Source organism: Novipirellula caenicola (genome assembly GCF_039545035.1).
GTDB classification, from domain to species: domain Bacteria; phylum Planctomycetota; class Planctomycetia; order Pirellulales; family Pirellulaceae; genus Novipirellula; species Novipirellula caenicola.
This window is the reverse complement of the sequence record NZ_BAABRO010000014.1, coordinates 144,651-163,069: the sequence shown is the minus strand read 5'-3', so window position 1 is coordinate 163,069 and position 18,419 is coordinate 144,651. Positions and strand designations below refer to the sequence as shown.

The following is an 18,419-nucleotide window of genomic DNA, read 5'->3' as shown; positions in this document are numbered from 1 at the left end:
ATTTACCGTCGTGGACGAGCCAGCGAGTCCTTTGGGGCTGAATCAAGCTGCAGGACTCGTTGCCTCGTCCACTACCGCCCGCCATTTTTTTCCCGGATGTCCTTAGCGGTTGGTTGCCGATTGGTTCTTTTGTTTCAGCGAAGGTGTTTGTTCGATAATCCTGTTTAACACCGAATCCGCATCGACTCCGGCGGCTTCGGCGTTGAAGGTCAAAATCACGCGGTGTCGCAGAACGGGTAGCGCGACTGCAACAAGGTCTTCGGTTGTGGCATGACATCGGCGATTCAGCAGTGCCCGTGCCTTGGCGGCTAACAACAGCGAGATCGTCGCACGTGGGCCCGCCCCCCACTGCACCAAATTCTGTAGCTCCGATGACATCGTTCTCTCCTCGGGACGCGTGCCCCGCACCAGGTCGAGTGCCGCGTTATAGACATGATCGGCGACGACGACGCTGCGAACCAAGGATTGCATCTGGTGGATTTGCTGTTCATCGAGCACTTTGACGGTCTCGAACTTGTAGTCCGTCGTTTGCCGGCGAGCGATTTCCATTTCATCATCGCGACTCGGATAAACGACGTGAATTTTTAGCAGAAATCGATCCAGTTGTGCCTCGGGCAACGGGTAGGTGCCTTCGGTTTCAACGGGATTCTGTGTCGCCAACACAAAGAACGGATCGGGCAACGAGTAGGTCTGGCCACACACGGTCAATTGCCGCTCCTGCATCGCTTCGAGCAACGCACTTTGCGTCTTGGGCGGCGTTCGATTGATCTCGTCCGCCAAAATCACGTTCCCGAACAAGGGGCCTTCGACGAAACGGAAGATGCGTTTGCCAGTTGTATGGTCCTCTTCCAAAATTTCGGTACCCGTGATATCGCCAGGCATCAAATCGGGAGTGAATTGCACGCGGCGAAATGTCAGATCGGTCAACGAGGCTAACGTCGCGACCAACATCGTCTTGGCCAATCCAGGCATCCCTTGAAGAATGCAGTGGCCGCGGCACAGCATTCCGATCAATAATTGCTCAGCTACTTCGTGTTGTCCAACGATGACTCCGGCAAGTTGTTCGCGAAGTGCGGTCAACTGCTGGTGCAATTGGTCGACCGCCTCCGCCACGTCGAGCGATTCTTCGTTGCTGTTTTTGAGCGGTCCGTTGGTACTCGGTTTTGTCATTTCGTCGATTCGATTTACCATGATATTCTTATTCGCTTGAATTCTGCGGGATTTGTTTAGGGAGCTTTGAACTGTAATGCTTCCGCCGCGCTGATCAGTCCGTCGGCATCGGCATCAAGAGCTGAGAACTGTTCATCCAACCCTGGAAACTCGTTACGCGTTAGATCGTTGTCGCCATTGCGGTCCATCCTGACGAACCAATCTGGAGCCGAAATAGACGGTGTCCCTTTGGGTTGATTGATGCGCCGAAGCCCGGCCAGCTCGCCATGCACCGATGTCCCCAATCCCAGACAAACACGAATCGGCGATTGCATTTCCCGTGGTGACAAATCACCGTCGCCGTCCTCGTCAAATCGAGACAGTCGCTCATCGAGTACTCGCAACTCACGAATTGTAAAGAGTCCGTCGCCATTGGGATCCAGCATGGGCAGCAGCGGGTATCCGTCGACGACCGCGCCCAGTGAGATCTGGTCTGACTGCGAAGTCTGTACAGCGGAAAATTGGATGGTGGTGTCACCCACGTTCACGTCGACTCCATCGGACGACGACGACGCCGCGACAGTGGCCTGCAGATCCGCCGACGTGCCGACAATGGTCAATTTCGACTTACTTGCGTTTGCAGTGAAATACTCAACGACCAGATCGATATCCGGAGCGTGGTTTTCGAGGACGCTGATTTCCGAGTCGTCGATTCGGCCGTTTGAGTCGGTGTCAAAGGCTGCGATCGTTGCATAAAGGCTCGCGTTGTCTCGCGTCATCGCTTGTAAATCGGCGAGCAATAGCAACAACGGTCGCTCGGCGGCCGAGTCGTCAACATCATCGGCAAGCGGTCGCCGGGCGGCGGCAGCGATTTCAAGGGCTTCGACAATGTCGTCTCGATTGGCATCGCACTTCTGAAACGCCTCGATCGCTTCGCTACGCTCTGCGGCAGAGATGCGTCCGTCGCGATCACGATCGAGGATACGAACGACCGGTTGTTCGTTTGCACGAAAGCTTTGAAAGTACGGTTGCAACAACAATAGTGTCGGTCCATCGGTCCAATGATTCATCAGCCAGGCCGCCTCGTCGGCGGCGACCGGTTCACCCGTCGTCTCGGCATACCGCCGCAACCATTCCCCAGATTCGGTGGTCAATTGATAAGGAGCCGACAATGCCGCAGGAGATTCCACAGCAGATTCTTCTGTTTCACTCTCTAAGTCGTCCGCTGATTCAGCATCGTCCAGCGGACTGCTAGATTCGTCCGACGGACTGCTAGATTCAACTTTCGCCTCGTCAGTGATATCGGCGTCGCTTGCGGTATCAAGCAAATCAAGCAGTGATGCGATCTTTTTCCGACGTGTTTCCGTGAATGGTGCACCATCGATCATGATTTTGGCACGCACCAAGATCGGAGTTGCAAGCGGGTTGGCGTTCGCGGGCTCGGTCGCGATCGATGGCATGCACAACAGAAAACGAATTTCGCCGTTGTCGTTTTGTTGTTCTGACAAAAACTCGCGTCGCTGATAGCGAGTTTGGTATTGTGGCAAACGTTCCTCTGGAAGTGTGACCACCGCCGGCGCGGCAGTTGCCATCACCATTTCGTCCTGCGATGGCATCGGCGTGGGAGTGCGATCGGAAAGCAATCTCACGGCTGCAGAGACAGGCGGTCGATGCGATTCTTCTGCTGTGGATTCGCTGACCAATACGATCAACGCGATCGATGCTGCGGCAACGGCCACAATCCATGTTTGGTGACTGCCGATCATGCCAACACTTCCTTGATGACGGAGCCTTCAGAGATGGGGATCGGTCGACCGCTTGGCGACATATTGCTTGGGGCGCCACCCAATCCGAGTGCCGAACAGAGCGTGCTGAGCAGATCTTGGACTCCGATCTTGCCATCGACAACGTTCGTACCGTCTTCGCTTGTTTTGCCATACGCTTGTCCGCCAGCGATACCGCCACCGGCCAAAACGCTGGTCCACGCGTTGGGAAAGTGATCACGTCCGGCGCTTGGGTTGATCGCCGGCGTGCGGCCAAATTCTCCCATCCAAAGAATGGTCGTCGATTCGAGCAAGCCATGATCCTGTAGATCTTGCATCAAAGTGCCCCAACCATCGTCGAGCGTTTTGGACAGGTTGGCCACCGCGCGGAAATTGTCCGAGTGCGTGTCCCAGCCGACGCCGCCACTGTTGGTTCCCAGCGAGACTTCGACAAACGGCACACCGCGTTGAATCAAACGCCGCGCCATCAAACAGCCTTGACCAAAGACGTTCGCGCCGTACGCTTCACGCAGCTTCTTGGGCTCTTGCGATAAATCAAACGCTTTCGCATCATCGCTGTGCATCAATCGCACCGCGCCTTCATAAACCTCGTGATGCATCCCGGCGGCGCCTGCGGTACGTGACGAGACAAACTCGGATTGCAGACTTTGCCAAATCTTCAAACGCTGCTGCATCCGTTGCTCGTCGATCCCGTCGGCGCGGCGGAGTGACTGTACCTCTAGGCTTGGAAACCCGTCGCCATCATTGCTGACCGATCCAGGCACATCGCTGGCACCGACAAACAGCGGCCCAAAGCGTGGTCCAAGGAAACCGGGACTAAAAGCGTCTTGATTGAACGCACGGTAGGTACCGATGCTGACATTACTTGGTAGCGTCATTTTTTCTTCGGCGAGCTGATTTGCCAAAGAAGAACCGATACATGGGTACTGAATTGGCCCCATCGGTTTGTAACCCGTTCGCATCAGGTACGTTCCCCGACCGTGATCACCTTCCTTCGTCGACAAACCTCTCATGACCGCTAACTTGTCACTCATCGCCGCTAATTTGGGAAGATGTTCGCTGAAACGCAAACCAGGCACCGCAGTTTGAATCTCTTTGAACTCGCCACCGTTTTCGTGGTTGGGTTTCATATCAAACGTATCGGTTTGACTCGGACCACCGCTCATCCACAGTAAGATACAGTGGCGTCGCCGATTCGGATCATTGGCTAACGCCTGCGCCAATCCGGGAAACCATCCGCTGGCACTGACCGAACCGAATCCGGCAGCCATCGACTGTAGCATACGCCGACGTGAATAGGATTGGGACATGATTGAACCCTGTGGGATTTGCGACAAGTCAAATGTCAATGGATTAGTGATTGAGCGTAAATTCGGCACTGTTGATCAGCGCCCACAATACGTCGGCGAGTCCCGCCGAACGTTCTGAGGGTGAAGCGTCCTCGGAAATAAATCGGGACAGCAATTCACGCTCTTTTTCAGTCGCCGGGCGTGACAACGTCGCCATAAACAACACGTCGATCCGCTGCGAATCGGTAAAGAATGGTGCCTCAAGCGAGCGAATCAAACCGCTCGTCTGCTCGCTGGTTGCCCCCGATATCAAGCTCCCGTTCATCAACATCAATGCTTGCGGAATTCCCGCCAGATACTCAGCGCGATTGGCTGCTGGGGTTGCGAATTGCTGCAGGAACATGTCACGCTGACTGTTGCCAAAACGTGCCAAACTGGATGAGGCATTGTTTTGTCCCGACATCGTCGCGACGGAGATGCAATCGTAAAGCTGTTCAGCGGTCAACGTTTTGACGTTCATCTGGGCGAACAATTCTAGCCGTTTTTCGGTGGCATCGTCGTCGGAATTCGCAGCCGTCTGTGACCCCGAGGAAAGTCGGTATGCCTTGGACAGCACGATGGAACGGATCAGGCTTTGCAAGTCAAAACCATCGTCAATAAACTGACTTGCTAACGTATCGAGCAGCTCCGGTGACACGGGCGGGTTGTTGACACCAAAATCGTCTACCGGGTCGACGATACCACGTCCTAGCAATTGAGCCCAAACGCGGTTGACCGTCGCACGTGCGAAATACGGGTTTTTCGGTCCGGTCAACCAAGCGGCCAATCGTTGTCGACGCGCCGATTCCGTCGCGTTTTTGTTGCCCGACGCTGCGTTTGGTGTTCCATCGATCGGCGGCAACGGTTGCCCCAAGAATCGCGGTGGCACGATCGTTTCCGTCTCAGGCAGCATCACATCGCCGCGATCGACATCGCTGACCCGCATCACGCTCGACACATTTTCCAGTTCTCCCTTGGGACGCGAGATCTGGGCAAAAAAGGCCGCGTAACTCCAAAAATCTTCCTGAGTCCACGGTTCGAAAGGGTGATCGTGACACTGGGCACACTCCAATCGCATCCCCAAAAACACCCGCGACGTACGTGCGGCCAATTGATCGGCGTCCAATTTCAATGCCGAGTAAAACAACAACGGCCCCGACTGTGACAACCGTCCTTCGGCTAACAGCAGCTTGCGAACGATTTGATCGTAGGGCTCATGTGCGGCAAAGCGATCGGACAACCACTTTTCAAAGGCTTCGCGTCCACCGAACGCGTCCAAATCGACTCCCTCGGGAATCAAAAACGACCGCCACACCGCTGCCAATTGGGAAGCATGATCAGGACTGCTCAATAATTGATCGACCAATCGCTCGTAACGATCGGATCCCTGATCTTGCAGAAATTGTCGTACCTCGGTCACACTTGGCGTGCGGCCGGCAAGGTCCAAGTAGACGCGGCGCAACAACACCAGGTCGGTCGCCATGTCGACGGGACGAACCTCTTCACGCTGCCACAATTCTTCGAGGATGGTGTTAATTCGCTCGAGTGTTTCCGCATCCGTCGAGGAAACGACGGCGACAGGCAACCATTTCTTTGCTGGCCCAACCGGCAGCGTGTCCACCAACTCGCTCCGCTGTTTTGAATCGGCGGTGTCTACCGCGTCTCCTCTGGCGCGCGGTTGGCTTTCGCTCATGTTGCCGGAGGTGACGTGGTCTAATGTATCGGTCGAATCCGCCGGCTCCGTCGTCGTGTTGACGATCGTCAAGTCGTTTGGAAATTGACTCATTTGTAGATCCGGTAACGACTGATCCGGATACGCCAGCGAAGTGAGCTGCGTTTGATCACCGCTTTTGGATTGAACCGCGAGCGGCAAATTAGTTTTCGGGTCCAATTGAAGCGTAAGCGAAATCGGCTGATCCGACACCGTTTTGAAGCGGACGTGCAGATCGATAATGTCCTGTCCGTCGACCGTTCGCTCTTTCCACTCTTGATCGATCACCGTCATACCGCGGAACTGAGCGAGTGTTTCGGAGGATAAGGGGCGGTCCAGCAGGAAGGCGGCGAGCAATAGATCTGCAGCCGAATCGCCAACTTCCATCTCGATCGATGATCGAAACAAAGTATTCGAGTCGGCCAAACGTGTCAGTACTTCCCGTTTGCGCAGGTCAACCCATTGAGTTTTTGATTCGGTTTGACGACCCACGACAAGATTGGAAAGATCGAGCCAACGCAGACCATCGGCAGCCACGATCTGCATCAACCCCTGACGCTTGATCGCGTCGACGACCGCTGCCCAAGCATGGTTGCTGGAGCCAGAGCTGAGCGCAAACGCGATCATGAATGTCGCAGCCACTGCCGCAGCAAGAGGCCACGTACGAAACCAACGCGTTCCGCTGCGAGCCGTGGCGACGGCGCCGCCGAGTCGCGAGGGAATCAGTTCAGGTGACTCGCCCCACTGAGCCGCAATTCCCTCGTCCAAACGCTGAACCAATGTTTTCGGCACCGGCGGGGCGTCAAACGCGTCGGACAACATCACGGCAAAACCGCTATCGTCATCGGCCGACAAATTGTCGCCGTCGATCTGCCCAAGGTCCTCAGGCGATTGGCTCGATGTTGGGTCGTGAGTCATAATGATTACGCACTTCTTCGGAGTCGCGACTGGATCCGCTGTCGTTTGCTATTGGCGACTGGACCATCCGCCTCAGGATTCGCGGGCGAGACGCGGTTGAAAAACGGGAGGCCGGCCTTTTTGCAGGGAAGATTCCGATTCGCCGCTGGATGGTTTGGTCGGGTTGGCAGTGTCACCTTTTGCAGGCGATCCGCCCGTATTTTGTGGCATCGTGTTTTGTGGCATCGTTGCGGCGGCAGATTGCGGAGGATCGAAGTGGTGTTTGTTCAGTTGATTCCGCAGTGCTTGCCGTGCTCGATAGAGCACCGATTCCGCACTTTTCTCCGTAGCGCCAAGTCGATTCGCAATCAATTTCACGCTGGCTTGATCGACATACTTCCATTCCAGCACCAACCGATAAGTCTCGGGAAGATCGTCCATCGCCTGACGCACGTTTTGACGCTTTAGTTTTTGATCGTGCTTTGCTGCAGGGTCTTGTTCATCAATGACTTGCGTTTGCTGTTGTGCTTGTTCGATTAAGTGCTGCACGCGCGCCGCGGCGCGAAAATGATCTTGAATGCGTCGCAGTGCAACCGTTCGCATCCAGGCGGCCGGATGATCGATTTTGGTTTCACTTGCGGCGGCGGCTACGAGTGCCAACACCGACTCGGCTACAATGTCTTCGGCGAGGTGCGTATCACGGTCAACGCGAGCGTACACGAATCGCCACACCGACGGCACGAAACACTCATTCAAGTGCCTCGCAGCGACGGGATCGTGCCTTCGCAATCCGTCAATAAATTCAGCGTTGTCCAAAATCACCCTCGCGAATCGTGGTCATCAACCACGCAATCGTACCGTGTGTGAGGTGTTAGTCGCTTGAGAACAAACAATCACGCGGACGAAAACTCGAAATTGTTCCAAATTGTTTCCGGCCGTGAAAAATCCTGTCCGGTCGCAAATTTTTACGCGTGAAAATTAGCCTTCATGCGACTTTTCTATAGAGCATTTCGATTGAGTGGACTTTTTGTTGTCACGGTATCCCAACGCGTTCGGTTGTTCTGCAACAATGAAGTTGTTCTGCAACAGTGAAAACGTGCCCTCACCCCCATATGCACGCTTCAGTATAGGAAAAAGCCTTCGACGATGCGTTATTCAGCCGCGGCAATGATCATGCAGAGTGGGCGAAACCGACGAATCCAGCATCGATTTGTTGGCATCGTTCGCTCGCTAGCGGTAATCCTGTTATTTGCTCCTGGCGTCCCTGGCTCGGCCGCCGATTCGGGGATCGATCAGCGGGTGGACAACGATTCATCAAGTGACGCCGCCGTACTTTGCCATTTGTTTGGCGAGCCGCTTTTGCAACAAAACGCGGTGACCGTTTGCCAACAGACAAGCAATTTGGCACTTCCCGAGCGTTTTGAAGCACTTTCCCGCTGGGTGTTGCCAGGTCAAGGGCACGGATTCCGGCTTCGCGGTGCGTTTCAGCGGTCATCAACGAGAATGGGGCAAGATGAAGCCGCTGGCGACAGCTTGGTCGAATTGAACGCTTGTCCCGAATCGGCTTGGTTGTTTTCCCCTGCACGTGATTTGATCCAAACGGCATCGCAGCTCGGTCAATTAGATGACTTACTACGGCAAACCGAACGCATCACGCCGACGTCACCGGAACAAGCGGCGGAACAGGCAATCCTGCTGAGCTTGATCGAAATCGAATTAGGTAACGTCGATGCGGTGACGGACCGGCTAGAAGATCGTTTTGGTTGGCAACGTACTTCGCACCACGCCGCATCAGCGACGCAGCGGTGGCTTGACTTGCTGATGCTTTGGTCCGCTGCGGCAAACCCGCTGACTTCGCACCTCGTTACGCAGGATTTGTTCGGAGTCTATGCGGATCTGAGCGAATACAGTTCGGAACGAGAACTGGATGTGATCAATGACTACTTGCGACTGTTGGACGGACGTTGTGCCGAAGTCGAGCTTCTAGCGAAGCACAATCACCCGCCGCACTCCGTCGCATCTGCAAAATCGCTGTACGACGTCTTTAGTCGTTCCGATGCTGAGTCGCATGCGGCCGCTCGTCCACTGACCCGATTTCACATCGGACCGGACGGGGCACGAAAAATCTCGGGACACGAAATTGATTGCTTAGCTTACCGCGGGCCGCTTGCCGGAGATTTCGGAGTCAATGCCGAAATCAGCACTCACGCTGGCTCGTTTACCGAATTGATGGTTCAAGGAACTGCCGTCACACCGATTCACGGTGGAACGCACGTGGCCGTTGCTGCGATGTCCAAAGGCAACCGCGAGATCGCGCTCGATGCGAAACTCGAACAGATTGAATCGACTAGCCATTTAAGAGCGGTGGTAGGTGGCGGGACCGCTAATCACTTTTTCAACGGACGCCGCGTTCTTCAGACCGACGACAAGCGTTCATCGACACCGTGGGTTGTGCTGCGAAGTTGGCGAGGCACTGCGTCCGAAATCCATAATTTGCATCTGACCGGCAAGCCACAGGTCCCCAAATCGATCGATCTGCTGGCCGATGCAACGCTTAGCGGTTGGGCTAGCTACTACGAACCGGATCTTGGTGATGGTCTTGGTCAGTGGAAAACAAATCTCGGCGACGATCAATCCATTGAACTGATTAGCACCCCCGTAAGCGGCGTGCGTCACAGCTACCACGAAGACCTGATTCGATACGTCCGCCCACTTTGCTGGGATGCCAACATTGCCTACGAGTTCCAATACCATCCCAACGGAATCGGGGTACATCCGGCGTTGGGCCGAACCGTGTTCTTGATCACTCCCGGCGGCGTTCGCTTGCACGAACTGACCGACGGCAGATTTGATCGATCGCAATTGCGGCCGGACAACCTATCGGAGCTTGATATGCAGCATCCGCAGTCGTCGCGCGTGCCGGAATTAGAGGAGGGCTGGAACTCAGCGGAACTGCAAATCCGCGAGAACCGAGTGACGTTGATGCTCAATGGCAATCAAGTCGGCCATTGGGAACTCTCGGCGACAGAGTCACGGAAATTTGGAATGTTCCGTTATCGTGATCAAACTCGTGCGGTCGTACGAAACCTACGACTCACTGGCGATTGGCCCCAAGGCTTGGCTGAGTTGGAACAGCAACCGTTGGCGTCCGCCCAGATCAACCAGTTGAATCAAGAGGCGGCGGCATTGCCAGCCCAGCTGGTTCATTACTTCCGTGACGGGATCCCGGCGAACCTGTTTGATTTCGAAGGCGACACCTCCTTCGTTACCGAGCTGATCGACGGAGTGCAAATGGTTCACTCTTCCGAGTACGGCGTCCGAACGATGAATGTTTGCGGAATCATCGAGGGTGATTTTGATGTGATCGCCGATTACAAGGACCTCAAAATCTCAACAGGACCGCTAAGTTGGCATTGCGGAATTGGGATTGCGGTGCGGCTCGAAAACCCGACCTTCGATCGTTGTGCTATCAATCGGCGGCGTGATCGGATGCATGGGCATCAATATTTGGGATTTGGGCATAAAGAAACAAACGCCGGACGCCAGGTTGTTTGGACGGGCGGCGCCAATGTCGTAGATGAATCGACGTCGGGCAGACTTCGCATTCTACGACGCGGAAATACAGTCTATGGGCTGCATGCCCAAGAAGATTCGTCCGTATTTCGCCTCGTCTCGTCAGTCACGATCCCACCGGGGAAGCTTGGTGCCCAAGGGCTGCAATTGATCACGGATGTCGGCAAAGGCTTGGACATGAGTGTCAACTGGACCAAGCTCGAAATCCGGGCCGACAAGATTGATTTGATGACGGTAGCTGACCAAGCGAAAACGCTATCGATGCTAGACTCACATCGGGAAACAATGACCTCGGCGACAGTGGATTTCACCAAGCAGACTCTTGCCGACGCCGGTGTCGCGCAAGTCCCCTCGACGATTGGAACCGTCATCTCGGACGCTCGAGGTGCGACGGTCTCGGTGCAAGGTGATGCTTCTCTGAAGCGTACCGGGTTGATGAAGAAGATCGCGCTGGAACCCGAGTTTGATGTCGAAGTCGACTTTCGCATTCTGCAACTCGATCGCGGTTATCCTGAAGAAGCGTCCAGTGAAATCGTGTTACAGATCGGACTCGAAAATCTGCAATCCAGCGAACGGGATCCTGACGAGTTATCTATCAATGAAGCCACGATCATTCTTCGCCATCAATCGGACAGAAAATTCATGCTGCGTCCCCGGGTCGTTGCTCGTTCGCCTGGTGGAGTGACGGTCTACCGAGTGATGCATTCGATTCCTGTCACGATGCCTGACAAATTCCGCATCGTGCAACATGATCACGTACTCTATTTCATGTATTCCGAAGAGGAATCGGCGGAAGCGAAAATCATCGCAAGCTATCCGTTGAGACGCAGTCTGAATGCAACCTCCGTCAACCTTTGGGTCAATGCCGGACGCGAGCGACGCCGGGCGATTGCGTCGTGGGAGCGGCTACGAATTCACGCCGCCCCCGCCCCGCCACGATCCATTTTTAATTACCTGAAAAATTCGCAGCCGCAACCTTGACATGCTATGAATCGCAATTGCACCACTATCGAAAATCACTGCGATCGTTCTCACAGCGGAGCAATCAGATTGTTCTTAATCCTGATGGGGTTCGTCACGTCAGGGTACGGACAAGCCGCAGAACCTACCGCGGAAGCATTACCGCAAAAATCCGATGGCCGCGCGACCGATGCGTTATTTGCGGAACAACACATCCCCGAAAGCGGAATGCTGATATGTGATCGAGCTCGCAGCTTGCCACGGCAGCATGCATTTGAACTTTTGACCGAATGGGTTCTACCTAACGATCAGCATTCGCATTTCCGAGTGACCAGTGACTATGTTGCACCTGACAACACCAGTGAAGCGGCATCGTCCACGCAGTCGGGCGGTCGGATTGTCTCGCCAGCCATTATGTGGCTACGTCTGGCCAACGAGCTCGAGAAAATCGATGCGACTCGTACGGCGATCACTCAATGTCGCATTGACTCGCCCCGTAACCAGTGCAATCAAACGGCGCTAGTCGCGCTGCTGGCCATCGAGGAAGGTAACATCGCGTTGGCCAGCGATTTGTTAGAGAAACTCTTCTCGCAGGCGCTTTCGGATCCCGAGTTGCTAAACGAGTCGCGGCAAGCGATTTTATTATGCGCCGATCAAGCAGGCCGATCACCGGAATTAAGTGCGATCGTCATCGATCCGGTTCAAATGGTGATCCAGCATTATGTCAAAGACATTCATCGAACTGCATGGCATCGTCATCTGGAGGCCGCGTTTGCCAAATTGGTCGAGCAATCGCAACAGAGCGAAACCGTACCGCATGCAAGTGTTTTATACGCAGGCAAGCTCGACGCGACTCAGTGGCACCCCGTCAGCCGCAGTTCGGCGATGGAGCATGGTTATGGCTACCCCGCAGCCAACTGGCACCTGACCGCTGGGTCCGCGCGGAAGCTGTCCAGCCACAGCGACGACTTTCTGTTTTTTGCGTCGCCACTGCAAGGTCATTTCGACATTGAAACCGATGTCACTGGGTTCGGCTATCGCGACACGCAATTGATGATTGCCGGACAATGGACAGGGCTGATTTACGATCATCGCCACTATGCAATCGGAAACATTTCCGGCGAATTGAAACGCTTCGCTATCGATCCGCCCATGCAGGACACTCATGGTCGCGGAACGATTCATGTTCGTACAACGGTGCGAGAAACCGAGGCCACCACTCACTTCAATGCTCGACCGATTCACGTGCAACCGTTGCCGTCGCGTCGTGATCCCTGGATCGCCATTCGCAGTCCCTACAATACGCATGGGGGCGTCGATGATCTGAGGATTACCGGATCGCCCACCGTCCCCGAGTCCATACCGCTGGTGACTTCACCTGAGTTGACCCAGTGGTACGACTACTTCAGTACCGTAACGGCCGCAACCCATCGATTGACCGATTGGAAGGGAAGCGTCCCTAGGCAGCAGTCCGGCAACGCGGCTACGGAGATCACGGACGCTCGCGCGATCGAACTGCCACCGGGAAGCAGTGCCGAGCGGCTGCTGGTCTATAGCCGCCCCATGATCGAAGATGGTTCGATTGAATACGAATTCTGGTACACGCCGGGGGAAACGATCGCGCATCCAGCGGTGGGGCGGAATTGTTACTTGCTTGGCGAGCAAGGCGTAAGGCTGCATCGATTGACCGACGGACGCTACGAACGATCATCGTTGCGAAGCGACAATGCAAGCGAGGTTTCGCACGATCAGCCAACGCTTTCGTTACTCGCGAACTCATGGAACAAAATGCGGGTCGAAGTTGCCGGGGACCAGCTGCGTTTGCTGCTAAACGCCGAACTCGTCTACGAATCGACGCTGCAATCAGATCGTTTGCAGCGAAGGTTTGGGCTTTTTCATTACGCAGATCGATCGGATTTGCGAGTGCGAAACCCACACTGGACCGGTGACTGGCCGAAGCAAATACCTGAACTGGACGCACAAGAGCTAGCTGTTTATGCCAACGCAGAACTTGATCGGACAGCCGAAGAATTACCGGAGCTATTTGTCCAAGAGATTAACGCGCAGTCGATTCTCGAACGCAAGTTCACTGTGGTTACCGGGAACGCCAGTACCGATGTTCAGTCATCCGACGATGGTGTGCGACTACTGCGGGACGGACAAGAAGGATATAGCGGAACGCTGCTCGGTGCGGCGGTGGATGTTGGCGGCGATTTTGATGTCGTGTTGTCCTATGACCAATTCGAATACAAATCCGACGCGGGAAAAGTCGCCAGCGTTCAAGTGTACGTGCGAGCAAAAAACGAGGAACGCGATGTCGCCGCAGTCCAGTGCACGCAAGGCCGCGACGGTACGTTCTCGGTCCAATGCATGAAGATGCAAACGATCAACGGAGAGGATCGTCGACACTATTTTGGGCGTTATCCGACCGAAGCGAGCGCAGGCCGCATTCGCATATGTCGCCGCGAAAACAAAATCCATTACCTGCATGCCGAAAATGATTCAACGCAGTTCCAGCTGATTGGCGAAAATGATTTTTCTGGCGAGGATCTGCAGGATCTCGGCATTCAATTTGGAGTGCAGATTCAGGGTGCAGGTGGGTATTCACGCGTTCGGTTTACCAAGATCGAGATCCGAGCCGAGCGTTTAAGCGGTTTGGCGACCGCGTCCGCTGATGCAATGTTGGCGAAGTTCAACGAACAACGTGAACAACTTCCCGACTCGTTCCACTGCGACTTTCGAAACACGCCGTTAGACGAAAACGATTTCCATACCTGGGGCAATCTGCACGATTGGAATCAATCCACAGGCGGTGTCCTGGTCGATTCGCCGGGCACGGATCATTGGACCAGTGCCGGGATCTCACTGAAACACATCATCCAGGGCGATTTCGATATCACGTTTGCCTTTGAGCCGAATGAGCTGGCGGTCCCCCAAGAAGGCGACTACACGCAAATCTATCTGCAAGTGGAGACTTCGGATGCGGATCGCACGCAATTCAACGCGATGCTGGTCAAATCGCCTCGCGGCGGGACGGTCAGTCAGGCGCAATCCCGGACCCGAAACGCTCAGGGATACAGCTATAACCGACTTGGCAGTTTGGGGATTTCGACGCCCGACTACCTAAGACTGCTACGACGTGGCAAGAAAATCTATTTCTATGCAGGGGTTGAATCCAAAAAACATGAATATTTGATCGGGATGACAAGCGCCCCCGACGTGCCGCTGAATCCTTTTGGCGTTCGACTGATGCTGCATACAGGAGGCTCGGATCGCAAGTCACAAATGTTGGTCAAGTCGCTTGATGTGAAGGCGAATCAGCTGACGCGGCTTTCGCTTGCCCCAGTCGCAAATTCCGTTCCGAGCACGACCAAGCCACGCCCTACTGTCCCCCCTACCAAATCGCTTCCTACCCGATTATTCGAATCCGTTCGCGGACTGTTCCAATGATGATCATCAAGCTTTCCCTATCCGCCGCACATCTGTTGCCGATCGTAGTCGTGACCGGATTCCTCACATGCTGGTCACATTCGTTTGTGAGTGCTCAAACGATCCCCGCCGATTCGACAGTGATATTGCGGCAACTGACCGAGCGTGATCTTGATCAAGCTCTCGAGTCGCTTGGTGAGCTTGTGGATCAGCCACTGACTTTCCGTGACCTTGCCTACAGCAGCTTGCCGTCGGCTGCCGCGGGTGTGAACCGTTCACTTGCTCAACTGAGTGCCGATGAACAATTCGATCGGCTGGAAAAGTGGACGCTGCCTTCAGAGGACCGGAAACACCTTCGTCTATTGGCGGTTCCCGTGCCGGCCGACGCACCGCCGAGGGTGTTTGGCCGATCACTGGGCCAACGTCCTGTAGAATCGACGTTCGCAATCGCATCGGTGGGACCGGTCCGAGGTTTCTTTTGCAGTGGGTGGATGCTCGTACAAGCGGCTGATGAGGTGGGCCGATTGGCTCGATTGCGATCGACGCTCGAAGAATTGGAAACAGCCGACGTCGCCGGCGCGACCGAACTGCTGATGCTCGCTTACGTCGCGGGCAGCCGAGGCGACCTGGATCGTGTCAAAAGCTATCTGCAAACGCACGTTGCCGACGATCCGGCGTCAGCTGGTGATTTGTCGCCCGATGCGATACCGCATGCTGCGATTGCCTCCGCCGCATTGTTACACCCCGAGCTGCAACCGTTCGCCGAAGCTTTATTGGACCACTTGGTGGACCGGGGTGGTCAAGCGGATGCAATCGCGTTGCGGCCGTTCCTGAGGATCGCACACGCCACCGCAGTCCAAGTTTACCGTGGGCAATCGAGCCCCGAAGTGTTGTTTGAGAACCGGTTGAAGTATTGGGTGCCCGCGACAGTCCGATCGTCGACCGATATTCAGCGTGGACAACCCAGCGGCGTGTGGCTCTCACACGAACACCACCTTTTGCATCTCGCCGGCGGGAACACCGACGTATTGTTGTTTCGTTTTCCGCTTGTCGGTGAATTTGAATTTGTTTGTGAGACGCAGGAAGGCGGGGCGATCGGTACTGATGGCGGATTGGTTTATGGCGGCCTGCAATTTCAAGCTCTTGGCCGCAAGGACACATTGCAGATTTGGGATGCGGACTCGGATCATCCCCTGATTCGGCCATCGCCCTTCGCTCGCTACGACGTGCAGCCTGTATTTAATCATGTGTCGATTCATTCGTCCGATGACGGCGCCAAATTCGAGTCCAACTTTCACCCGGTTTGGTTCGACGACGCGGCGGTCGGATCAAGTCCATGGATTGGATTAAGAAGCTCGGGGACCAAACGGCCGGTGTTCCGAAACATCCAAATTCACGGAACGCCGACGATTCCTCGAGAGGTACGGCTGACGTCTGGCGACCAGCTGCGAGGTTGGCAGTCGGGCTTTTTTGCCGAGACCCAGCCCCCGTTTCGAGCTGCGGCTGAAACGGAACAGGAAACGACATCCGGTTTTGATTGGCAGTTGCACTCGGGTGAGCTTCACGCGGCGAAACAAGAAGATGATGCGGCCGCCCGCAAGCCAGGACTGCTTCAATACCAGCGGCCGCTGCTCGAGGGCGAAAAGGTCCAGTACGAATTTATGTACAACGGCGATGGAACGATCGTGCATCCGGCGATCGGAAGACTCGCGTATCTGCTTGAGTCCGGTGGAGTTCGAGTCCGCTGGATCACCAGTGGCGAAACCGAATGGACTGGTTTGCAAAGCGATAACGCGGCGATTGAACCACTGAATCGCCGTGGCCCCCGAACGTTGCCGCTAAAGGAGAATCAATGGAACGTCGTTACCATCAAACGATTCGGTGGCAAGTGTCATATCACCCTGAATGATGAACTGATTTATCAGCGTGCTGACGATTTCGACGTTGCCCCACAAATCGGACTCTACCGATCGGAACGCACCGAGACCTCGCGAGTGCGAAACGTGTTACTGACAGGGGATTGGCCAGAAACCCTTCCCAGCGATTTTGCCACCGACCCATTGGACACGGTGGAACGGCCCCTTCGATCGCGGCCTTAGACGCCCCGCTTTTGTTGTTTCCAAGGCATCGCTTTCGTGGCATTCCGGGGTGAAACGACACGCCCGCGGCGGTACCCCGCCACCCCCACTGCGAGAAAAAAGGACCTAAAGGCAACGAAAACAGCAGGTTTGCAGGCTGCAATGGCGTCAAACGCGACGTCGCATATCGTTAACGGCATGACGCATTACATTAATGACAGGTGACGCCGGACCGCTATAATGGGGGTCTACACTCTTTTCTTTCTAATCTTCTTTTCAAGGGACAGGTGAACGTTATGCAACGTAGATCAAGTCATGGATTCACACTCGTCGAGCTGCTAGTTGTTATCGCAATTATCGGAGTCTTAGTCGGACTTTTGTTGCCAGCAGTTCAAGCGGCTCGTGAAGCGGCACGACGAATGAGCTGCAGCAACAATTTCAAGCAAATTGGGCTGGCGATCCACAATTACCATTCCGCTTACAAACAAATGCCCACGCATGGCACCGGCACGGTAGCGCCGGATCCTGGGATCGATTGGTGGCGAAGTTCCGCAGTGGTGAACAACCGCCAGCTTAGCATGTTAGTAGGCATTCTGCCGTTCATTGAACAGCAAGCGTTGTGGGAGCAAATTTCTAATCCCAGCAACGTAGGCGGAACATGGAACGCAATGGGGCCGACGCCACAGAACATCAATTACGAACCTTGGGCCACCGATATCCCAGGATTCCGTTGTCCGAGCGACCCTGGCCAAGGTTTGCCTTCGCTAGGCCGATCCAACTATGCCGCTTGCATCGGAGATTCCTGCGATGAAACCGCGTATGGACCGTGGGCCAACAAACGAAAAATCGATGGGCCTCGATCGCGTGCTGCCACTGCCCGTGTCGCTCATCGTGGGTTCTTCAAACCGTTTGACAAGGGTCGGTTCCGCGATGTGCTTGATGGATTGTCCAACACGATCGCTGCAGGCGAAATCGCGACCTATTTGGGCGACCGTGATATCCGCTCGGTATTGCCTAGTTTTAGTGCCGGCAACAACAACGCTACGATGAGAACGATTCGCGACAATCCCAAGGCATGTGCGGTCAAGATCGAAACCGATCGTCCTCGCTACTGGATCAAAGCCAGTCGTGAATCACGTGCTCGTGGTTATCGCTGGGCCGACGCAAAAACGATCTTCACCGGCTTCACTACCATCTTGCCACCGAACAGTGAAATCTGCTCACGACATAACGGCGACGATTTGAATGTGATCGGCAGCACGTCGAGCCAGCATCAAGGCGGAAGCCACGTCTTGATGGGCGATGGAGGCGTGAAGTTCATCACGGATTCGATCGAAGCGGGCAATTCGACCGCTGGCATGGTTTGGAAAAATGGCACCGGAGCTCAAGCACCTGGATCCGAAAGTCCTTATGGACTTTGGGGGGCACTTGGCACGCGTGCTAATAAAGAAATCATCGACCAAGAAATCTAGGTCGACTGTCTTCCCAAGCGTCGCGCCGTGATATCACT

The 18,419-nt window shown here is 55.0% G+C and carries 9 protein-coding genes; 4 read left to right on the top strand and 5 right to left on the bottom strand.

Annotated elements, in window-relative coordinates; genetic code table 11:
• Positions 1 to 102: 102 nt before the first annotated feature.
• From ABEA92_RS23235 to ABEA92_RS23215, 5 genes are all read right to left on the bottom strand, one after another.
• Positions 103 to 1,170, bottom strand: coding sequence for an AAA family ATPase (locus ABEA92_RS23235; protein WP_345686745.1), 1,068 nt, complete (start codon positions 1,168 to 1,170; stop codon positions 103 to 105).
• A gap of 56 nt (positions 1,171 to 1,226) precedes the next feature.
• Positions 1,227 to 2,915, bottom strand: coding sequence for an EF-hand domain-containing protein (locus ABEA92_RS23230; protein WP_345686703.1), 1,689 nt, complete (start codon positions 2,913 to 2,915; stop codon positions 1,227 to 1,229).
• Positions 2,912 to 4,243 (bottom strand): DUF1501 domain-containing protein, encoded by a 1,332-nt coding sequence (locus ABEA92_RS23225; RefSeq protein ID WP_345686701.1) that lies wholly within the window; start codon positions 4,241 to 4,243, stop codon positions 2,912 to 2,914. Before ABEA92_RS23225 ends, ABEA92_RS23230 begins: the two co-directional genes overlap by 4 nt.
• A gap of 43 nt (positions 4,244 to 4,286) precedes the next feature.
• Complete coding sequence (locus ABEA92_RS23220) at positions 4,287 to 6,890, bottom strand: DUF1549 and DUF1553 domain-containing protein (protein ID WP_345686699.1); 2,604 nt, start codon at positions 6,888 to 6,890, stop codon at positions 4,287 to 4,289.
• Positions 6,891 to 6,962: 72 nt separating this feature from the next.
• Positions 6,963 to 7,691: an RNA polymerase sigma factor gene (locus ABEA92_RS23215; RefSeq protein ID WP_345686697.1), complete on the bottom strand. Its 729-nt coding sequence runs from the start codon at positions 7,689 to 7,691 to the stop codon at positions 6,963 to 6,965.
• A 324-nt stretch (positions 7,692 to 8,015) separates the two neighbouring features.
• On the opposite strand from ABEA92_RS23215, the gene ABEA92_RS23210 reads away from it, so the two are divergent.
• The 4 genes from ABEA92_RS23210 (at position 8,016) to ABEA92_RS23195 (ending at position 18,381) form a co-directional block, all read left to right on the top strand.
• Positions 8,016 to 11,423 carry a DUF1583 domain-containing protein gene (locus ABEA92_RS23210; RefSeq protein WP_345686695.1) on the top strand — a complete coding sequence of 1,136 codons (3,408 nt, stop codon included), beginning with the start codon at positions 8,016 to 8,018 and terminating at the stop codon, positions 11,421 to 11,423.
• Between the two features lie 69 nt (positions 11,424 to 11,492).
• Positions 11,493 to 14,852 (top strand): DUF1583 domain-containing protein, encoded by a 3,360-nt coding sequence (locus ABEA92_RS23205; RefSeq protein ID WP_345686693.1) that lies wholly within the window; start codon positions 11,493 to 11,495, stop codon positions 14,850 to 14,852.
• Positions 14,849 to 16,930: a DUF1583 domain-containing protein gene (locus ABEA92_RS23200; RefSeq protein WP_345686691.1), complete on the top strand. Its 2,082-nt coding sequence runs from the start codon at positions 14,849 to 14,851 to the stop codon at positions 16,928 to 16,930. Before ABEA92_RS23205 ends, ABEA92_RS23200 begins: the two co-directional genes overlap by 4 nt.
• A gap of 275 nt (positions 16,931 to 17,205) precedes the next feature.
• Positions 17,206 to 18,381, top strand: coding sequence for a DUF1559 family PulG-like putative transporter (locus ABEA92_RS23195; RefSeq protein ID WP_345686689.1), 1,176 nt, complete (start codon positions 17,206 to 17,208; stop codon positions 18,379 to 18,381).
• The last annotated feature ends 38 nt before the right edge of the window (positions 18,382 to 18,419 follow it).